Source organism: Kitasatospora phosalacinea (assembly GCF_030268885.1).
In the GTDB taxonomy this organism is placed as follows: domain Bacteria; phylum Actinomycetota; class Actinomycetes; order Streptomycetales; family Streptomycetaceae; genus Kitasatospora; species Kitasatospora phosalacinea_C.
The window spans coordinates 466488-481000 of record NZ_BSSA01000002.1 but is presented as its reverse complement, the minus strand read 5'-3'; the positions used below and the strand labels follow the sequence as shown (position 1 = coordinate 481000).

The 14513-nt window shown below is 75.4% G+C and carries 17 protein-coding genes; 6 read left to right on the top strand and 11 right to left on the bottom strand.

Annotation, left to right across the window (positions count from 1 at the left end):
* Positions 1-283: 283 nt before the first annotated feature.
* Together QSK52_RS05845 and QSK52_RS05840 are read right to left on the bottom strand one after the other, a co-directional pair.
* Complete coding sequence (locus QSK52_RS05845; RefSeq protein WP_285734261.1) at positions 284-1162, bottom strand: hypothetical protein; 879 nt, start codon at positions 1160-1162, stop codon at positions 284-286.
* The gene (locus QSK52_RS05840; RefSeq protein WP_285734259.1) at positions 1159-1737 is read right to left on the bottom strand and encodes a SigE family RNA polymerase sigma factor; all 579 of its coding nucleotides are present in this window, start codon (positions 1735-1737) and stop codon (positions 1159-1161) included. Before QSK52_RS05840 ends, QSK52_RS05845 begins: the two co-directional genes overlap by 4 nt.
* Before the next feature lie 161 nt (positions 1738-1898).
* Between QSK52_RS05840 and QSK52_RS05835 the strand changes: the two genes are divergently transcribed.
* Positions 1899-2327, top strand: coding sequence for a hypothetical protein (locus QSK52_RS05835; protein ID WP_285734257.1), 429 nt, complete (start codon positions 1899-1901; stop codon positions 2325-2327).
* 24 nt (positions 2328-2351) lie between these two features.
* On the opposite strand, the gene QSK52_RS05830 is transcribed toward QSK52_RS05835, so the two are convergent.
* Entirely contained in the window at positions 2352-3359 is a 1008-nt protein-coding gene (locus tag QSK52_RS05830; protein ID WP_285734255.1) for a sigma-70 family RNA polymerase sigma factor, read from the bottom strand.
* 73 nt (positions 3360-3432) lie between these two features.
* On the opposite strand from QSK52_RS05830, the gene QSK52_RS05825 reads away from it, so the two are divergent.
* A complete protein-coding gene (locus QSK52_RS05825) occupies positions 3433-3792 on the top strand; it encodes a VOC family protein (RefSeq protein ID WP_285734252.1) in 360 nt (119 codons plus the stop codon).
* 49 nt (positions 3793-3841) lie between these two features.
* Here QSK52_RS05825 and gap read toward each other — a convergent pair whose 3' ends face one another.
* The 5 genes from gap to QSK52_RS05800 all read right to left on the bottom strand — a co-directional run bounded on the left by gap (position 3842) and on the right by QSK52_RS05800 (position 8377).
* On the bottom strand, positions 3842-4840 hold the full coding sequence (gene gap, locus QSK52_RS05820; RefSeq protein ID WP_285734250.1) for a type I glyceraldehyde-3-phosphate dehydrogenase: 999 nt from the start codon (positions 4838-4840) through the stop codon (positions 3842-3844).
* 135 nt (positions 4841-4975) lie between these two features.
* A complete protein-coding gene (locus tag QSK52_RS05815; RefSeq protein ID WP_285734248.1) occupies positions 4976-5932 on the bottom strand; it encodes a GlxA family transcriptional regulator in 957 nt (318 codons plus the stop codon).
* A 113-nt stretch (positions 5933-6045) separates the two neighbouring features.
* Entirely contained in the window at positions 6046-6714 is a 669-nt protein-coding gene (locus QSK52_RS05810; RefSeq protein ID WP_285734247.1) for an NAD(P)-dependent oxidoreductase, read from the bottom strand.
* A gap of 19 nt (positions 6715-6733) precedes the next feature.
* Positions 6734-7627: a sigma-70 family RNA polymerase sigma factor gene (locus QSK52_RS05805; RefSeq protein WP_285734245.1), complete on the bottom strand. Its 894-nt coding sequence runs from the start codon at positions 7625-7627 to the stop codon at positions 6734-6736.
* Positions 7628-7771: 144 nt separating this feature from the next.
* Positions 7772-8377: a DinB family protein gene (locus QSK52_RS05800; protein WP_285734243.1), complete on the bottom strand. Its 606-nt coding sequence runs from the start codon at positions 8375-8377 to the stop codon at positions 7772-7774.
* 106 nt (positions 8378-8483) lie between these two features.
* Between QSK52_RS05800 and QSK52_RS05795 the strand changes: the two genes are divergently transcribed.
* The gene (locus QSK52_RS05795) at positions 8484-9470 is read left to right on the top strand and encodes a helix-turn-helix transcriptional regulator (protein ID WP_285734241.1); all 987 of its coding nucleotides are present in this window, start codon (positions 8484-8486) and stop codon (positions 9468-9470) included.
* The gene (locus QSK52_RS05790) at positions 9467-9859 is read left to right on the top strand and encodes a MerR family transcriptional regulator (protein WP_285734239.1); all 393 of its coding nucleotides are present in this window, start codon (positions 9467-9469) and stop codon (positions 9857-9859) included. Before QSK52_RS05795 ends, QSK52_RS05790 begins: the two co-directional genes overlap by 4 nt.
* 13 nt (positions 9860-9872) lie before the next feature.
* Here QSK52_RS05790 and QSK52_RS05785 read toward each other — a convergent pair whose 3' ends face one another.
* Positions 9873-10448, bottom strand: a complete 576-nt coding sequence (locus QSK52_RS05785) for a TetR/AcrR family transcriptional regulator (protein WP_285734237.1) — start codon at positions 10446-10448, stop codon at positions 9873-9875.
* Positions 10449-10565: 117 nt separating this feature from the next.
* Here QSK52_RS05785 and QSK52_RS05780 point away from each other — a divergent pair, with 117 nt between their 5' ends.
* Positions 10566-11537 (top strand): NADP-dependent oxidoreductase, encoded by a 972-nt coding sequence (locus QSK52_RS05780; RefSeq protein WP_285734236.1) that lies wholly within the window; start codon positions 10566-10568, stop codon positions 11535-11537.
* 30 nt (positions 11538-11567) lie between these two features.
* Here the strand turns inward: QSK52_RS05780 and QSK52_RS05775 are convergent, their stop codons facing one another.
* Both QSK52_RS05775 and QSK52_RS05770 read right to left on the bottom strand, forming a co-directional pair.
* Entirely contained in the window at positions 11568-12089 is a 522-nt protein-coding gene (locus tag QSK52_RS05775) for a DinB family protein (RefSeq protein ID WP_285734234.1), read from the bottom strand.
* 3 nt (positions 12090-12092) lie between these two features.
* Complete coding sequence (locus tag QSK52_RS05770; RefSeq protein WP_285734232.1) at positions 12093-12890, bottom strand: VOC family protein; 798 nt, start codon at positions 12888-12890, stop codon at positions 12093-12095.
* A 311-nt stretch (positions 12891-13201) separates the two neighbouring features.
* Between QSK52_RS05770 and QSK52_RS05765 the strand changes: the two genes are divergently transcribed.
* A complete protein-coding gene (locus tag QSK52_RS05765) occupies positions 13202-14323 on the top strand; it encodes a hypothetical protein (protein WP_285734230.1) in 1122 nt (373 codons plus the stop codon).
* Positions 14324-14513 lie beyond the last annotated feature (190 nt).

Genomic DNA, 14513 nt, shown 5'->3' with positions numbered 1-14513 from the left:
GGAGGGTGGCGCTGCAGCGCCGGGAGTCGGTCGCCCGGGCGTCCGGGCTCAGCCCGCCGCCGTTCCACCGGGACCGCTGCGGTCAGCCGTCCTGCTGCCCCGGGCCCGCGGAGGCGCGGAGCGTCCTGGAGCGGGCGGTGCCTGCGCTGCCGACTCGTGCTGCACGTGAACTACTTGTGCTGGTACGGGCGTTGGGCGAATAGCTCCTCCGCCGCCGGTACCTGGTTCCGGCCGGTGTCCCGCCCCACCGCCGGCGGGGGTCGGGGCGCTGACCGGCGCCGGATCAGTGGCCGGACGCCCCCTGGACCCAGACCGGGTCGAGGACGAGCGCGGTGAGCTGCTGGCCGTCCAGGACGGGCGGTCCGGCGTACAGGCTCTGGCCGTGACCGGGCAGCGGGACGGTGCTCGACCCGGCTTCGATCATGGTGCCGTCGGTGCGGTAGAGGATCGCCTGCCAGACCTGCTCGCCGCCCGCCGCGGCGGGCGGGAGGTAGAGCTCCAGGGTGCTGCCGTCCGGCTGCCCGGTGAGGCTGCAGCCCTTGGTGTGGCACGTGGTCGGCGCCTGTTGGCCCGTCCCGCGGTTGATGGTGAGCTGCACGGTGCCCGTCTTCGACCCCTTGACGATGGTGTACCCGGCGCCGACCGGGGTGACGTCCCGAAGCCGTCCGGGGAGCCCGCCCTGCTCGGCGGCCTGCTTCCGCTGCTCCTCGGTGAGCTGCTTGTCGAGAAGGCTCTGGTCGAGGCCCTGCGCGTTGAACAGAAGCGGCTCGCCGTCCACCCGGTAGCCCTGCGGGAGGTGGCTCTTGAGCAGTTCGGCGACCTCCGCCCCGGTGGCCGGGCCCGACTGGGCCGCACCGCCGGACGTCCCCGAGGCGGAGGCAGAAGCGGACGCGGAGGCGGAGGCGGAGGCCGTGGAGGAGACGGACGCGGACGCGGCCGGACCGGCGACGGTCGTGGCCGGCCCGCCCGAGAGGGCGATCCCGCCGAACACCGCGACCGCGGCGACGGCGGCGACGCTGCCGGTGACGGCGGCGGTGCGCAGCCCGCGGCGGCGGCGGCCGCGGTGCAGCAGTTCGATGACCGGGGCGGGCCCGGCGGGGCCGTGCCGGTCGGCCAGGTCCCGCAGCGCGTGGGACATCTCCTGGTGCTCGGTGTCGTTCATCGGGCGGCACTCTCCTGGTTCTTCCATCGGTTCTTCGGCTGGTACGGCGCGTGGCTCCCCGCCGGGTCCTCGGAGCTCTCCTCGTCCCCGGACGGGTTGCGGGCCAGGACGGTGCGCAGCCGGGCCATCGCCCGGGAGTGCTGGCTCTTGACGGTGCCGACCGAGCACCCGAGGACCGCGGCGGCGTCCTTCTCCGTCAGGTCCTCGAAGTGCCGCAGCACGACCACTGCCCGTTGTCTGGGCGGGAGTTCGCGCAGCGCGCGGTACAGCTCGTCCGAGGTCTCCGTCCCCGCCGCACCGCCGGAGGGCCCGTCCGGCGGTTCGGCGATGAGCAGTTCCCGGCGGCGACGCCGCCACCAGCTGATGTGGTTGTTGACCAGCATCCGCCGCAGGTAGGCGTGCGGATCGTCGGTCCGCATCCGTCGCCAGCGCACGTACAGCTTGACCAGGCAGTCCTGGAGCAGTTCCTCGCCCCGGTGCCGGTCGCCCGCGATCAGCGTCGCGGTGCGCAGGTGCCGGGGCCAGGCGGTCGCGACGAAAGCGGCGTAGGCGTCGTCCTCGGTTTCTCGGCTCACACCGACCAGACGCCCCGGCCCGGGGGAAAGGTTGTCAGCCGTCGCACCGTTCCGTTCCGGGTGCCGCCGGACGTTCCGCACCGCTCGGTGCGGAACCGGACCGCCCTCCCCCGCGGTCCTGTCGGCGACGGGTTCTCGCCCACCGCCCCGGAGGCCGCGCCGTGGAGATCTTCGCCCTGGTCCTGCTCGCACCGGCCACCTGGATGGCCCTGGCCGTGCTGCTGGTGTTCGCCGTCGGCGCGGCCTGGGACCGGCGGTGGCCGCGGGTGGCGGCCCTGGTGCTGTCGGGGGCGGCCGTCGTGGCGCTGAGCCAGCTGCTGAACCCCCTGCTGGGGGCCGTCACCTCGGCGGAGGAGGGCGGTACGGACTCCTCCCCGCCGTGGCCGTGCCGGATCGACGGGAAGCCCGCCGAGCAGGTGGTCGACTACCGGGTCGACCTGTTCCCGGTGGTCGGCTTCTCCTGCGTGCTGTCCGACGGTTCCTCGTACGACACCGGCCGCGTCCCGGCCCGCGCGACGCCGTTGGCCGCCGGTCTGGCCGTCGCCGCGGGCGGTGCCCTGTACGCGAGCCGCCGCCGCCCCGGTGCCTGACCGGGGCGGTGTGCCGGTGGCGGCTCAGGCCCACTGCTCCGGCAGGCCGAACGCGGTGACGTGCTCGGCGCCGAGGAAGGAGGTCAGGGCGGCGATCCGGCCGTCCGCGGCCAGGTCGAGGACGGTGACCGACCAGGCGGTGTGCACCGCTGCGGCCGAGGTGCCCAGGTAACAGGCGACCGCAGGTTGGGAGTTGGCGCTGACGGGGACGGTCCGCCAGCTGGGGCAGCGGGTGAGCGGGACGGCGACGGCGAACTCCGTGACGGCGTCCCGGCCGCGGTACCAGTGCGGCAGCGGCGGCATCGCCCAGGTGACGTCCTCGGTGAGCAGCGCGACCAGGGCGTCCGCGTCGCCGCGCTCCAGGGCGGTGCGGTACGCGGTGACGGTCTCCCGGACGCGGGCGTCGCCGAGCATCCGCAGGACCTGCTGCTGCCCGGGCGCGGGTGCGGCGTCGGCGAGCCGGCGGCGGGCCCGGGCCAGCGCGGAGTTCACCGAGCCGGGGGTGGTGTCCATCAGCGCGGCGATCTCGGCGGCGGTGAACCCGAGCACGTCGAACAGGAGCAGGGCGGCCCGCTGGTTGCCGGGCAGGTGCTGGAGCGCGGCGACGAACGCCAACTCGACGGCCTCGTACCGCTGGTGGCGTTCGGCCGGGTCCTCCGGCGTGGGGTACGGCCCGAGCCAGGCGGTCTCGGTGTCCGGTCGGCCGTCCAGGACGACCCGGGTGCTGGCCGGGCCGAGGTCGACGGGCAGCGCGCGTCGGCCGCGCCGCTCCACGGCGTCCAGGCAGGTGCGGGTGGCGACGGTGTACAGCCAGCCGCGCAGCGAGCTGCGGCCCTCGAAGCGGTCGATGCCGCGCCAGGCCCGCAGCAGCGCCTCCTGCAGGGCGTCGTCCGCGTCGTGCGCCGAGCCGAGCATCCGGTAGCAGTGCGCGTGCAGTTCGCGGCGCAGCGGGGCGATCAGCCGGGTGAACGCGGCGTCGTCCCCGGCCCGGGCCAGGGCCAGGTCGTCCCGTTCCGGGGGAACTTCGCTCATGGGCGACGATTCTGCCGCACCGCGCCGGTCTCCTCCTCGAACGGCTTTCCGTTCCCTGACGAAGGAGCTACCGATGACCAACCCTCCGCACACCGCCGCCTGGTTCGACCTGTCCTCCCCCGACGCGCCGCGCGCCCGCGCCTTCTACGGCGAGCTGTTCGGCTGGCCGGTGCACGTCCTGGACGGGACGTACGCGCTGGTCGGCGACGACGGCGAGGGCCGGCCGACCGGCGGCATCGGGCAGGCCGGGCCCGAGGCCCCGTACACCGGTTTCGCCGTCTACTTCCGGGTGGACGACCTGGACGCGGCCCTGGAGCGCGCCGTCGAGCTGGGCGGGGCCCGCCGGTTGGAGCCGCAGCCGGTGCAGGGCGGCGACCGCCTGGCAGTGTTCACCGACCCGGACGGCAACGCGGTCGGCCTGCTGGGCAAGTGACGCGCGGGGGCCCGGACCGCTCCCGGTCCGGGCCCCGTGCGGCGCGGCGTCAGCTCGCGGCGAGCAGCTCCAGGGTGTCGATGACCCGGTTGGAGAAGCCCCACTCGTTGTCGTACCAGGCGACCACCTTGACGTGGCGGCCGTCGACCCGGGTGAGCTCCGAGTCGAAGATCGAGGACGCCGGGTTGCCGGTGATGTCGGAGGAGACCAGCGGGTCCTCCGAGTACTCCAGCACGCCCGCCAGCTTGCCCGCCGCGGCCTCGCGGTAGGCGGCGAGCACCTCCTCGCGGGTGACGTCGCGGGCGACGGTGGTGTTCAGCTCGACGATCGAGCCGACCGGCACCGGCACCCGGATCGAGTCGCCGGACAGCTTGCCGTCCAGCTGCGGCAGCACCAGGCCGATCGCCTTGGCGGCGCCGGTGGTGGTCGGGACGATGTTGACGGCGGCGGCGCGGGCCCGGCGCGGGTCGCGGTGCGGGCCGTCCTGGAGGTTCTGCTCCTGGGTGTAGGCGTGCACGGTGGTCATGAACCCGTGCTCGATGCCCGCGAGTTCGTCGAGGACGGCGGCCAGCGGGGCGAGCGCGTTGGTGGTGCAGGAGGCGTTGGAGACGACGGTGTGCAGGGCCGGGTCGTACGCGTCGGTGTTGACGCCGTAGGCGAGGGTGACGTCGGCGCCGTCGGACGGGGCGGACACCAGGACCTTCTTCGCGCCCGCGGTGAGGTGGGCGCGGGCGGCCTCGGCGGAGGTGAACCGGCCGGTGGACTCCAGCACGATGTCGACGCCGAGCTCGGCCCAGGGCAGGTCGGCGGGGTTGCGCTCGGCGAGGACCTTGATCCGGCGGCCGTCGACCACCAGGGTGTCGCCCTCGACGGTGACGGGGCGGCCGAGCCGGCCCGAGGTGGTGTCGTAGGCGAGCAGCCGGCCGAGCGTGGTCGGCTCGGTCAGGTCGTTGACGGCGACGACCTCCAGCTTGCTGTCGCGCTCCAGCAGGGCGCGCAGCACGTTGCGTCCGATGCGGCCGAATCCGTTGACGGCGATGCGGGTCATGGGTGGTGCCCTTCTCTGCGGCTCTTGCGCGGTGTTCTCGCGGGGTGGTGCTTCCACTGTCGCTCGCCGGACGGGCCGGTGGCAGTGGCGGCCGTGCCACTGTTCGCAAGGATCGTGCCAACCGCGGAAGGGCGCCTACTCGCCTCTGGTGAACGTCCGGCGGTAGTCGCTGGGCGTGGTCCCGAGGATCTGCTGGAAGTGCGCCCGCAGGTTCGCGCCGGTGCCCAGGCCGGTCTCGGCGGCGATCTGCTCGACGCTGTGTCCGGAGCGTTCCAGCAGCTCACGGGCCAGGTCGACGCGGGCCCGCAGCACCCACTGCATCGGGGTGTAGCCGGTGTCCTCGACGAAGCGGCGGGAGAAGGTGCGCGGCGAGACGGCGGCGTGCCGGGCCAGCGTCCGCACCGTCAGCGGCTCGTCCAGCCGGTGCAGCGCCCACTCGCGGGTCGCCGCGAACCGCTCGCCGACCGGCTCGGGCACGCTGCGCGGCACGTACTGCGCCTGGCCGCCGCTGCGGTAGGGCGCGGCGACCAGGCGGCGCGCGGTGTGGTTGGACGCGGCCACCCCCAGGTCGCTGCGCAGCACGTGCAGGCACAGGTCGATGCCGGACGCGGCGCCCGCCGAGGTGAGCACGCTGCCCTCGTCGACGAACAGCACGTTCTCGTCCACCCGCACCTTCGGGTACTTGGCGGCCAGCGCCCGGGTGTAGTGCCAGTGCGTGGTGGCCCGGCGGCCGTCCAGCAGGCCGGTCGCGGCCAGCGCGAACGCCCCGGTGGAGATCGCCGCCAGCCGGGCCCCGCGCGCGTGCGCGGCGCACAGCGCCTCGACCACGGCGGGCGGCGGGTCGTCCCGGTCGGGGTGCCGGTAGCCGGGGACGAACACCGACTCCGCCCACTCCAGCGCCTCCAGCCCGTGCGCCACGTGGTACGACAGGCCGTCCCCGCCCGCGACCAGCCCGGGCGCGGCCCCGCACACCCGCACCTCGTACGGCATGCTGCCGCGGGTGGAGAACACCTGCGCGGGGATCCCGACGTCGAGCGGCTTGGCGCCGTCCAGGACCAGCACGGCCACCCGGCGCAGACGAGGAGCTGACACCCCCACAGGGTAGGCGCCGTCCGGGCCGTGTCGTAGCCTCGCCGGGCAGCGCCGGAAGGGGGACGGGATTCGACGACGACGCCCACCGGTGACGCCCGCCCCCGGCCGGCCCGTCAGTGGGCGACGCCGAGGATCCGCCCGACGGTGTCCGGGTCGCCGACCGCGCGCAGCATGCAGTGCGCGACGTCCGCCCGCGAGACCCTCGACCCGCCGCGCAGGTTCTGCCCGTACGCGACCCGGTAGTCGCCGGTCAGCGGCCCGTCGGTGAGCCGGGGCGGGCGCACCACCGTCCAGTCCAGCCCGCAGGCCAGCACCGCGTCCTCCATCCGGGCCAGGTCCGCGTAGTGCGCACGCAGCACCCGCTTGACCGCCGGGGTCAGCACGTACCGCATGAACGGCCCCTCGCCCGGGTCGTGCCGCGGCGGGTGCGGCCGCTGCGGCGAGGCCACCGTGCCGATCGGCGCGGCGCTGACCACCAGCAGCCGCCGCACCCCCTCCGCGCGCATCGCCGCCACCACGGCCCGCGTCCCGGCCTCCGCGACGCCGACACCGGCCTTCCCGACCGCCCCGAGCCCGGACAGCACCGCGTCCGCCCCCGCCACCGCCGCCCGCAGCTCCTGGGGGGAGGCGCTCGCCAGGTCCGCCCGCACCACCCGCGCGCCGCTCTCCCCGAGCTTGTCCGGGTTGCGCACCACCGCCGTCACCTCGTGCCCGCCCGCCAGTGCCTGGTCCAGCACCTGCCGCCCGATCCCTCCGGACGCGGCCACCACGGTCAGTTTCATCGCTCCCTCCTCGTCTCGCTCAGTTCTCTTGTGCAGCAACGGAGTTGACGCCCTGCAGCTTGTCCGGGTTGGTCACGAAGTAGATGTCCTCGACCTGCTCGCCGTCCGCCGAGAGGTCCAGCACCAGCACCGCGAACGGGGCCTCGCCGATGAACAGCACCGCCGACGGGTCGCCGTTGGCGGTGGCCCACCGCACCCGCACCCCCTGCGCCCGCGCGGCGTTGCCGACCAGCAGCCGGGCGACCTTCCCGCGGCCGTGCACCGGGTGCGCCCCGGCGGCCGTCGCCTTGCCGCCGCCGTCCGCCCAGAGCGTGACGTCGGGGGCGAGCAGCCGCAGCAGCGCGTCGAGGTCCCCGCCGCCGACGGCCGCCGCGAACCGCTCGGTGGCCTGCCGCCGCACCGCCGGGTCGGCCCGGTGGCGGGGGCGCCGGGCGCGGACGTGCTCGCGGGCCCGGTGGGCGAGCTGGCGGACGGCGGCGGGGGTGCGGCCGAGGACCTCGGCGGTCTCGGGGTGGCTGTACCCGAAGACCTCGTGCAGCACGAACACGGCGCGTTCCAGCGGCGTGAGCGTCTCCAGCACCACCAGCAGCGCGATCGAGACCGCCTCGGCCCGCTCGCCCGGGTCCTCCTCGGCCGGGGCCAGCAGCGGTTCGGGCAGCCAGGGCCCGAAGTAGCTCTCGCGCCGTCGGCTGATCTCGGCGCGGCGGGCCAGTGCGGTGTTCACGGCGGTGCGCACCAGGTAGGCGCGCGGGTGGAGGATCGGCCCGGCCTCGCTGGAGCGGTGCCGGCCGGACCAGGCGAGCCAGGTCTCCTGCAGGACGTCCTCGGTGTCGGCGACCGTGCCGAGCAGGTTGTAGACCATCGAGAACAGCAGTTCCCGGTGGCTGGTGAACACCTCGGTGGCCTCGTCCATCGTGCCCGTCTCCTCCGTCTTCCGCTTCCGGCTGCACCCCGAGAGTGGCGGATCCCCCGGGGTGTGACACGGAGGGCGGAGAAAACCGGGAAGGGGTCCGGACCGCCGTCGGCGGTCCGGACCCCTGCGTCGGTCCCGGGAGGGTCAGCCCATGCTCTTCTGCCCGTCCAGGGACTCCCGGATGATGTCGGCGTGCCCGGCGTGCTGGGCGGTCTCGGCGATGATGTGCATCACGGTGCGCCGGGCCGACCAGCTCGCCCCGGGGGTGAACCAGGGCGCGGCGGGCAGCGGGTGCGAGACGCCCAGGTCGGCCAGGCCGGCCAGCAGCTCGTCGGTGCCGCGGGCCACCGCCTCGTACGCGGTCAGGACGCCGAGCAGGGTCTCGCCGGGCAGCAGCCGGAACTCGTCGGCGCGGGCCTGGAAGTCGGCCTCGGCCATCGCGGTGAAGTCGGGCAGCGCGGAGGTGCCGACCGCGATGAACGCCGCCCAGGCCCGCTCCATCGAGGTGACGTGCTTGATCAGGCCGCCGACGGTGAGCTCGCTGACGGTGGTGCGGCGGGCGGCCTGCTCGTCGGTGAGGCCGCGGGCGGTGAACCGCAGGAAGTGCCGGGCGGCGCGGAGCTGCGCGATCAGGTCGGCGTGCTCGGGGGTCGGGCCCTCGACGGTGGCGTCCGGGTACTGGCCCTCCGCCGTCCCGTCGGCCCCGGTGCCCTCGACGTTCTCAACGGTCTCGACGGTCTCGGTGCTCATGCTGTCGCTCTCCCATCGCCACGGCGGTGCTGCTCGCTTCCTTCGTGTTCCACGCTACGGACCATTGCGGTCACCTTCCGTCCGCAATGGGCGGAGGATGGGATCCATGGCCGACACCAGCGCCCGCACCCTGCGCCTGCTCACCCTGCTGCAGTCCCACCGCTTCTGGCCGGGCGAGGAGCTCTCCGCCCGGCTCGGCGTCTCCCCGCGCACCCTGCGCCGCGACGTGGACCGGCTGCGCGAGCTCGGCTACCCGGTGGAGGCCCGGCGCGGCGTGGACGGCGGCTACCAGCTGGCGGCGGGGGCGGCGCTGCCGCCGCTGGTGATCGACGACGAGGAGGCGGTGGCGCTGGCCGTCGGGCTGCAGGTGGCGGCGGACAACGCGGTGGAGGGCCTCGCGGAGGCGTCCGTACGGGTGCTGGCGAAGGTGGTGCAGGTGATGCCGGCCCGGCTGCGCCGCCGGGTCGAGGCGCTGCGGACGGTCACCGTCCCGGCGGACTGGCGGGTGGACACCGCCGGCCGGATCGCCCCGGACGTCCTCACCGCCGTCGCCCTGGCCTGCCGGGACACCGAGCGGCTGCGCTTCCGGTACGAGGCGGCGGGGGGCGCCGCCTCCGAGCGGCACGCCGAGCCGCACGGCCTGGTCCGGCTGGGCCGCCGCTGGTACCTGGTCGCCTACGACCTCACCCGCCAGGACTGGCGGACCTTCCGCCTGGACCGCCTGGCCGGGCCCGAGCCGACCGGGGCCCGCTTCCTGCCGCGCACCCTCCCGGCCGCCGACGCCGCCGAGTTCGTCCGGGCCGGCCTGCAGGGCCAGCCCCGCCCGCACCGGGTCGAGGCACTCGTGGAGGCGCCCGCGACGGCCGTCCGGGAGAAGCTCGGCGCCTGGGCCGAGGTGCGGGAGGCCGGGCCGGAACGCAGCCGGGTGCTGATGCAGGCGGACGCCCTGGAGTGGCCCGCGATGGCGCTCGGTTCGCTGGGCGTGGACTTCGAGATCGTCTCCCCGCCGGAGCTGTCCGCCCTGCTGGCCACCTGGGGCGAACGCTTCACCCGCTGCACGCGCGCCAACGGCCGGGCAGAATCGGCACGGTGACGACACCGCAGCTGCTCACTCCCGCCGAGGCCGCCGAACGCTCGGGGTTCAGCCTGGACACCCTGCGCTACTACGAACGGATCGGCCTGCTCACCTCCATCACCCGCGCCACCAGCGGCCACCGCCGGTTCAGCCCGGACGACATCGGCTGGCTGGGCATCCTGCGCTGCCTGCGCGACACCGGCATGCCGATCGCCGACATGCGCCGCTACGCCGAACTCGCCCGCACCGAGGGCCCGGAGAGCCTGCTCGGCCGGATCGAACTGCTGGAGCGCCACGACAGCGCCGTCAACGACCGGATCGCCCTGCTGGAGCGCCAGCGCGCCCACCTCCGCGACAAGATCGACTACTACCGGAGCGTCCTGCCCGCCGACGGCGCCACCGACTGAGCCCCCGGCCCCCTCAGGCCCGGAGCCCGTCCACCACCACCTCGAACAGCCGCTCCTGCCGCTCGGCCAGCGCCGGTGCCTGCCCGGCGGCCCAGCTGACCGCGTTGGCCAGCGCGAACAGGTCGGTGCCGGTGACGTCCGCCCGGATCCGTCCGGCCCGCTGCGCGGCGGCCAGCAGGGCGCCCCCGGCCTCCCGCATCGCCGTGCAGCTCGCGTGCAGCGGCGAGGCCGGGTCGCGCAGGGTGGCCAGCAGGGCCTCCGGCAGGCCCTGGTGGGCGCCCGCTCCGGCGCAGAACTCCCGCAGCCAGGCGGTGAGCGCCTCGGCCGGATCGGCCCCGTCCCCCGCCAACTCCGCCGCCCTCGCGGACAGTCGGTCGAAACGCCGGGCCAGCAGCGCCTCCAGCAGCGCCTCCCGGCTGGGGAAGTGCCGGTAGAGCGTGCCGAGTCCGACCTCGGCCCGCCGGGCCACGTCGCGCAGCGAGGCCTGCGCGCCCTGTTCGGCGAGCACCTGCGCGCCGACCTCCAGCAGTCGGTCCCGGTTGCGCCTGGCGTCCGCCCGCGGCGCCCGGGCGGTCGGATCAACAGCCATGCCTGGTCCCGTCGTTGACATCCGGAGCAGTGCTCCGCCTAAACTGGCCCCGGCTTTCCGGAGCAGTGCTCCGGATTCTACGGCAGTGCCGTCCGGCCTGCGGAGGGGAGAGTCGCCATGACCGTCGACACCATGTGGGCGGTGCGCCTGCACGCCTTCGGCGCACCCGAGGTGCTGGTCCGCGAGCGGGTGCCGCGCCCGGTGCCCGGCCCGGGCGAGGTGCTGGTCCGGGTGCACGCGGCGGGTCTCAACCCGCCCGACTGGTACGCCCGCAGCGGCTTCCCGAACATCCCGGCCGCGATCCGGCCGACCCCGGCGCTCCCGCTCGTCCCGGGCAGCGACGTCTCCGGCACGGTCGTCGCCACCGGCCCGGGCTCGGCCCGGCAGGTCGGCGAACGCGTCCACGCCCTGGTCAACTTCCCCGGCCGGGGCGCCGGTTACGCCGAGTACGCGACCGTCCCGGACGCCCACCTGGCCCTGCTGCCCGACGCCCTGGACCACCTGACCGGGGCCGCCCTCCCGATGGCGGGCCTGACCGCCTACCAGTACCTCCGCCACCTGGACCCCGCGCCCGGCGGCACCGCCGTGGTCAACGGCGCGGCGGGCGGCGTCGGCCACCTCGCCGTGCAGCTGCTCAGGGCGGGCGGCGCCGGGGAGGTGGTCGCGGTCGCCTCCGGCCGCCACGAGCGCTTCCTGCGCGAGCTGGGCGCCGACCGCTTCGTCGACTACACCGCCGGGCCGGTCGCGGACGCCGTCCGGGGCGCCGACCTGCTGTTCGACACCGTCGGCGGCCCGGACGCCCACCGGCTGCTCCCGGTGCTGCGCCGCGGCGGCCGGGTCGCCCCGGTCTTCTTCGGCGACTACCGCACCGAGCACGCCACCGGCGACCTCGGCCTGGTCCTCGGCGACCGCAGCTGGCAGGTCCGCTCCAGCGGCGCCGACCTCGCCGCACTGGACGCCCTGGTGGTCTCCGGCGCCGTCCGGGTCGCCGTCACCGGGGTGTTCCCGCTCGTCGAGGCGGCCGCCGCCCACCGCCGGGCCGAACAGGGGCACCTGCGGGGCAAGTCGGTCCTGCACGTCGCCGACTGAGCCCGGGCCCGGGCGCGCTCCCGGCAGCCCTCAGCCCATGGTCCGCTGCCCGTCCAGCGCCTCGCGCAGGATGTCGGCGTGCCCGGCGTGCTGCGAGGTCTCCGCGATGACGTGCAGCAGCACCCGCCGCACGCTCCACGCCGCGCCGGGTTCGAACCAGGGCGCCTCCGGCAGCGCCTGCTCACTGTCCAGGTCGAGGGTGGCGACCAGGTTGTCGGTGTGCTCGGCGACGGCCCGGTAGCGCTCCAGCAGGACGTCCAGGGTCTCGCCGTCGGTCATCCGGAACTGCGCGGCCCAGCTCTCGGCGTCGTCGGGCGCGCCCTCGGCGCGCATCGCCTCGGCGCCGCCGACGGCGAACCGCAGCCAGCGCTCCTCGACCCCGGCGACGTGCTTGATCAGCCCGCCGAGGGTCAGTTCGCTGACGGTGGTGCGCTGTTGGGCCTGTTCGTCGGTGAGGCCGCGCGCGGTGTAGCGCAGGAAGCCGCGCTGCTTGTCCAGGGCGGCCAGCAGGTCGGCGCGTTCGCCGGTGAGCTCGGGGAGCGGGGTGACCATGTCTCAGGCCACCTCCACCGTGCTCGGCCGCTCGCCCTCGGCGGCGCCGGGGTCGATCAGCGAGAACGCCGCGCCCTGCGGGTCGACGAAGGAGGCGAAGCGCCCGAACGGGCTGCTCATCGGCCCGAAGACGAGCTGCCCGCCCGCCTGGGCGACCCGTCCGGCGGCGGCGTCGCAGTCGTCCACCAGGAAGTAGACGCTGATGAACGGCGGCACCTGGGCGGGCACGTCCGGCCCCATGCCCATCGCGCCGAGCACGGGCGCGTCACCGAGGTGGTAGATGCTGTAGTCCACCTTGTCGTCGACGATCTTCCGCACCCGGTACGGGAACACCTGCGGGAAGAAGGAGTTGGCGGCGGCGGTGTCCCGGGTGAACACCTCGGCCCAGCCGTAGCTGCCGGGTGCGTCGCGCAGTTCGAAGCCCCGGTGGTCGCCGCTCTGCCAGAGGCCGAACACGACGCCCGCCGGGTCCTGGGCGATCGCCATCGAGCCGGAGCTGCCGACCCGCACCGGCTCCATCAGCACGGTGCCGCCGGCCGCCCGGACGCGCTGCGCGGCGGCCGCCACGTCGGCGGTGGCCAGGTGGAGCACCCACGCGGAGCGGCCCTCCTGCCCGGGCGGCGGCGGGACGATCGCGGCGACCGCCCTGCCGTCCTTCAGGGCCTGCGTGTAGCTGCCGAGCTCGGACGCGGCCTCGCCGAACGTCCAGCCCAGCACCTGTCCGTAGAACGCCTTGGCGACCTCCGGGTCGGCGAACATCGCGTCCGCCCAGACCGGGGTGCCCTCGGGTGGTGCCGTCACGGTGCGTCTCCCTCCGCTGTCGGGGCCCCGCACCCGGGGCCGCGCCCGGGGCCCGCCGCCCCGGGGGAAAGCACATGCCCTGCCACGCTAACCAGTGCCCCGGACGACCGCGCGGCGGCACGCGCGGCGACACGCTCGACGGCACGCTCGGCGGCCCCCGAACGGCTGTTGCCCCGCAGTGACAATTCGCGCACCCCACAGGGTCATCCGACTGCGAAGCTCTGGTCACCGCCCCGGACGACGGAACACGAGAACCGGCAGGGGGCACCCACACCACGCACCGTCGGATCCGTTCCAGGGGGGAACCATCCATGTCCGCGCACGCCCGCCTCCGCCGCTCCTCCGCCGTCGCCCTCGTCTCCGCGATCACCGCCGGCTCCGCCCTGCTGCTGACCGCCTGCGACCCGTCGGCCGACGACAGGGCCGCCACCCGGCCGACCGCCACCGCCCCGTCCCGCAACGCCACCCCGACCGCGCCCGCGTCCCCGTCCGCCGCCGCGACCGGCTCCGGCACGGCCACCCCGTCGGCCCCGGCCTCCGCCACCGCGCCCGCCTCCCCGTCCGCCGCCGCGACCACCGCCGCCCCGGCCCAGCCGTCGGCCCAGCCGGTCCAGGCCGCCCTCAACCTGACCAAGGGCACCGGGCTGACCATCAGCAACGGCACCCGCTACGTGGTGATGGACGGCAAGGTCGTCGACTTCGGGACCGTGGTCCGCGACCTGGCCTGGTCCCCGGACGGCAAGCGCGCCGCCTTCGTCGACGGCAACGGCAACCTGGAGACCTCCGACCCGGACGGCAGCCACCGGGCCGTCGTCGCCAAGGCCCCGTCCGGCGTCACCTGGTCGCACCCGACCTGGCAGGTGTTCACGCCCAACGCCGACGAGCGCACCATGCACGTCCCGGCCGTGAACGACCTGCAGTTCACCGCGGACGACCACGGCACCCTGCGGATCCTCGCCGTCCCCGTGCAGGGCGGCACCCCGGCCCCGATCGCCCTGAACACCTACTCGGACCAGGACCCGGCGCCGATCCCGCAGACCGGCAACCTGTGGCCCAACGCCGCCGGGCGGATCGGCTCCTCGGTCTACGCGAACAAGGACGACGGCCAGGTGTACATCCGCGACCAGTACCTGCGGCAGGAGGGCATGGCGGTCGCCAAGGGCTCGCAGCCCGACCGCGACGACGAGGGGGACATCGTGTTCGTCCGCTCCGTCGCGGGCCACAGCCACCTGTTCACCAAGGGCAGCGACTACCGCGCGCCGGAGCGCGACCTGACCCCGGGCGCCACCGTCGACTACACCGAGCCGGCCTTCTCCCCCGACCGGAAGACCGTCGCCTTCCGCGCCCCGGACGGCATCTACACCGTCCCCGCCAAGGGCGGCACCCCGACCAAGGTCTCCGACACCGTCGGCCTGCCCGCCTACCGCGGCTGACCGACGCCCCGTCACCACCCCGTCCCGGTTCGCGCGTTCAGGGTCCGCGAACCGGGGCCCGTGCGACAGCCCGGACGGCCTCGCCGCCCGGGCTGTCGCACGCTGCTGCCAGGATGAGCCCGGAGCACCGGCCGCGGTCGGGTCACCGGGCCCGCCCGTCGGCCGAACTCCCTTGCCTGCCATCCGCATT

Coding starts and splice junctions, on each gene's coding strand:
- gap (WP_285734250.1), bottom strand. CDS start 4,840: ATGACCCGCATCGCCGTCAACGGATTCGGCCGCATCGGACGCAACGTG.
- QSK52_RS05810 (WP_285734247.1), bottom strand. CDS start 6,714: ATGAAACTGACCGTGGTGGCCGCGTCCGGAGGGATCGGGCGGCAGGTG.
- QSK52_RS05830 (WP_285734255.1), bottom strand. CDS start 3,359: ATGAGCGAAGTTCCCCCGGAACGGGACGACCTGGCCCTGGCCCGGGCC.
- QSK52_RS05825 (WP_285734252.1), top strand. CDS start 3,433: ATGACCAACCCTCCGCACACCGCCGCCTGGTTCGACCTGTCCTCCCCC.
- QSK52_RS05795 (WP_285734241.1), top strand. CDS start 8,484: ATGGCCGACACCAGCGCCCGCACCCTGCGCCTGCTCACCCTGCTGCAG.
- QSK52_RS05800 (WP_285734243.1), bottom strand. CDS start 8,377: ATGAGCACCGAGACCGTCGAGACCGTTGAGAACGTCGAGGGCACCGGG.
- QSK52_RS05785 (WP_285734237.1), bottom strand. CDS start 10,448: ATGGCTGTTGATCCGACCGCCCGGGCGCCGCGGGCGGACGCCAGGCGC.
- QSK52_RS05845 (WP_285734261.1), bottom strand. CDS start 1,162: ATGAACGACACCGAGCACCAGGAGATGTCCCACGCGCTGCGGGACCTG.
- QSK52_RS05805 (WP_285734245.1), bottom strand. CDS start 7,627: ATGGACGAGGCCACCGAGGTGTTCACCAGCCACCGGGAACTGCTGTTC.
- QSK52_RS05765 (WP_285734230.1), top strand. CDS start 13,202: ATGTCCGCGCACGCCCGCCTCCGCCGCTCCTCCGCCGTCGCCCTCGTC.
- QSK52_RS05780 (WP_285734236.1), top strand. CDS start 10,566: ATGACCGTCGACACCATGTGGGCGGTGCGCCTGCACGCCTTCGGCGCA.
- QSK52_RS05775 (WP_285734234.1), bottom strand. CDS start 12,089: ATGGTCACCCCGCTCCCCGAGCTCACCGGCGAACGCGCCGACCTGCTG.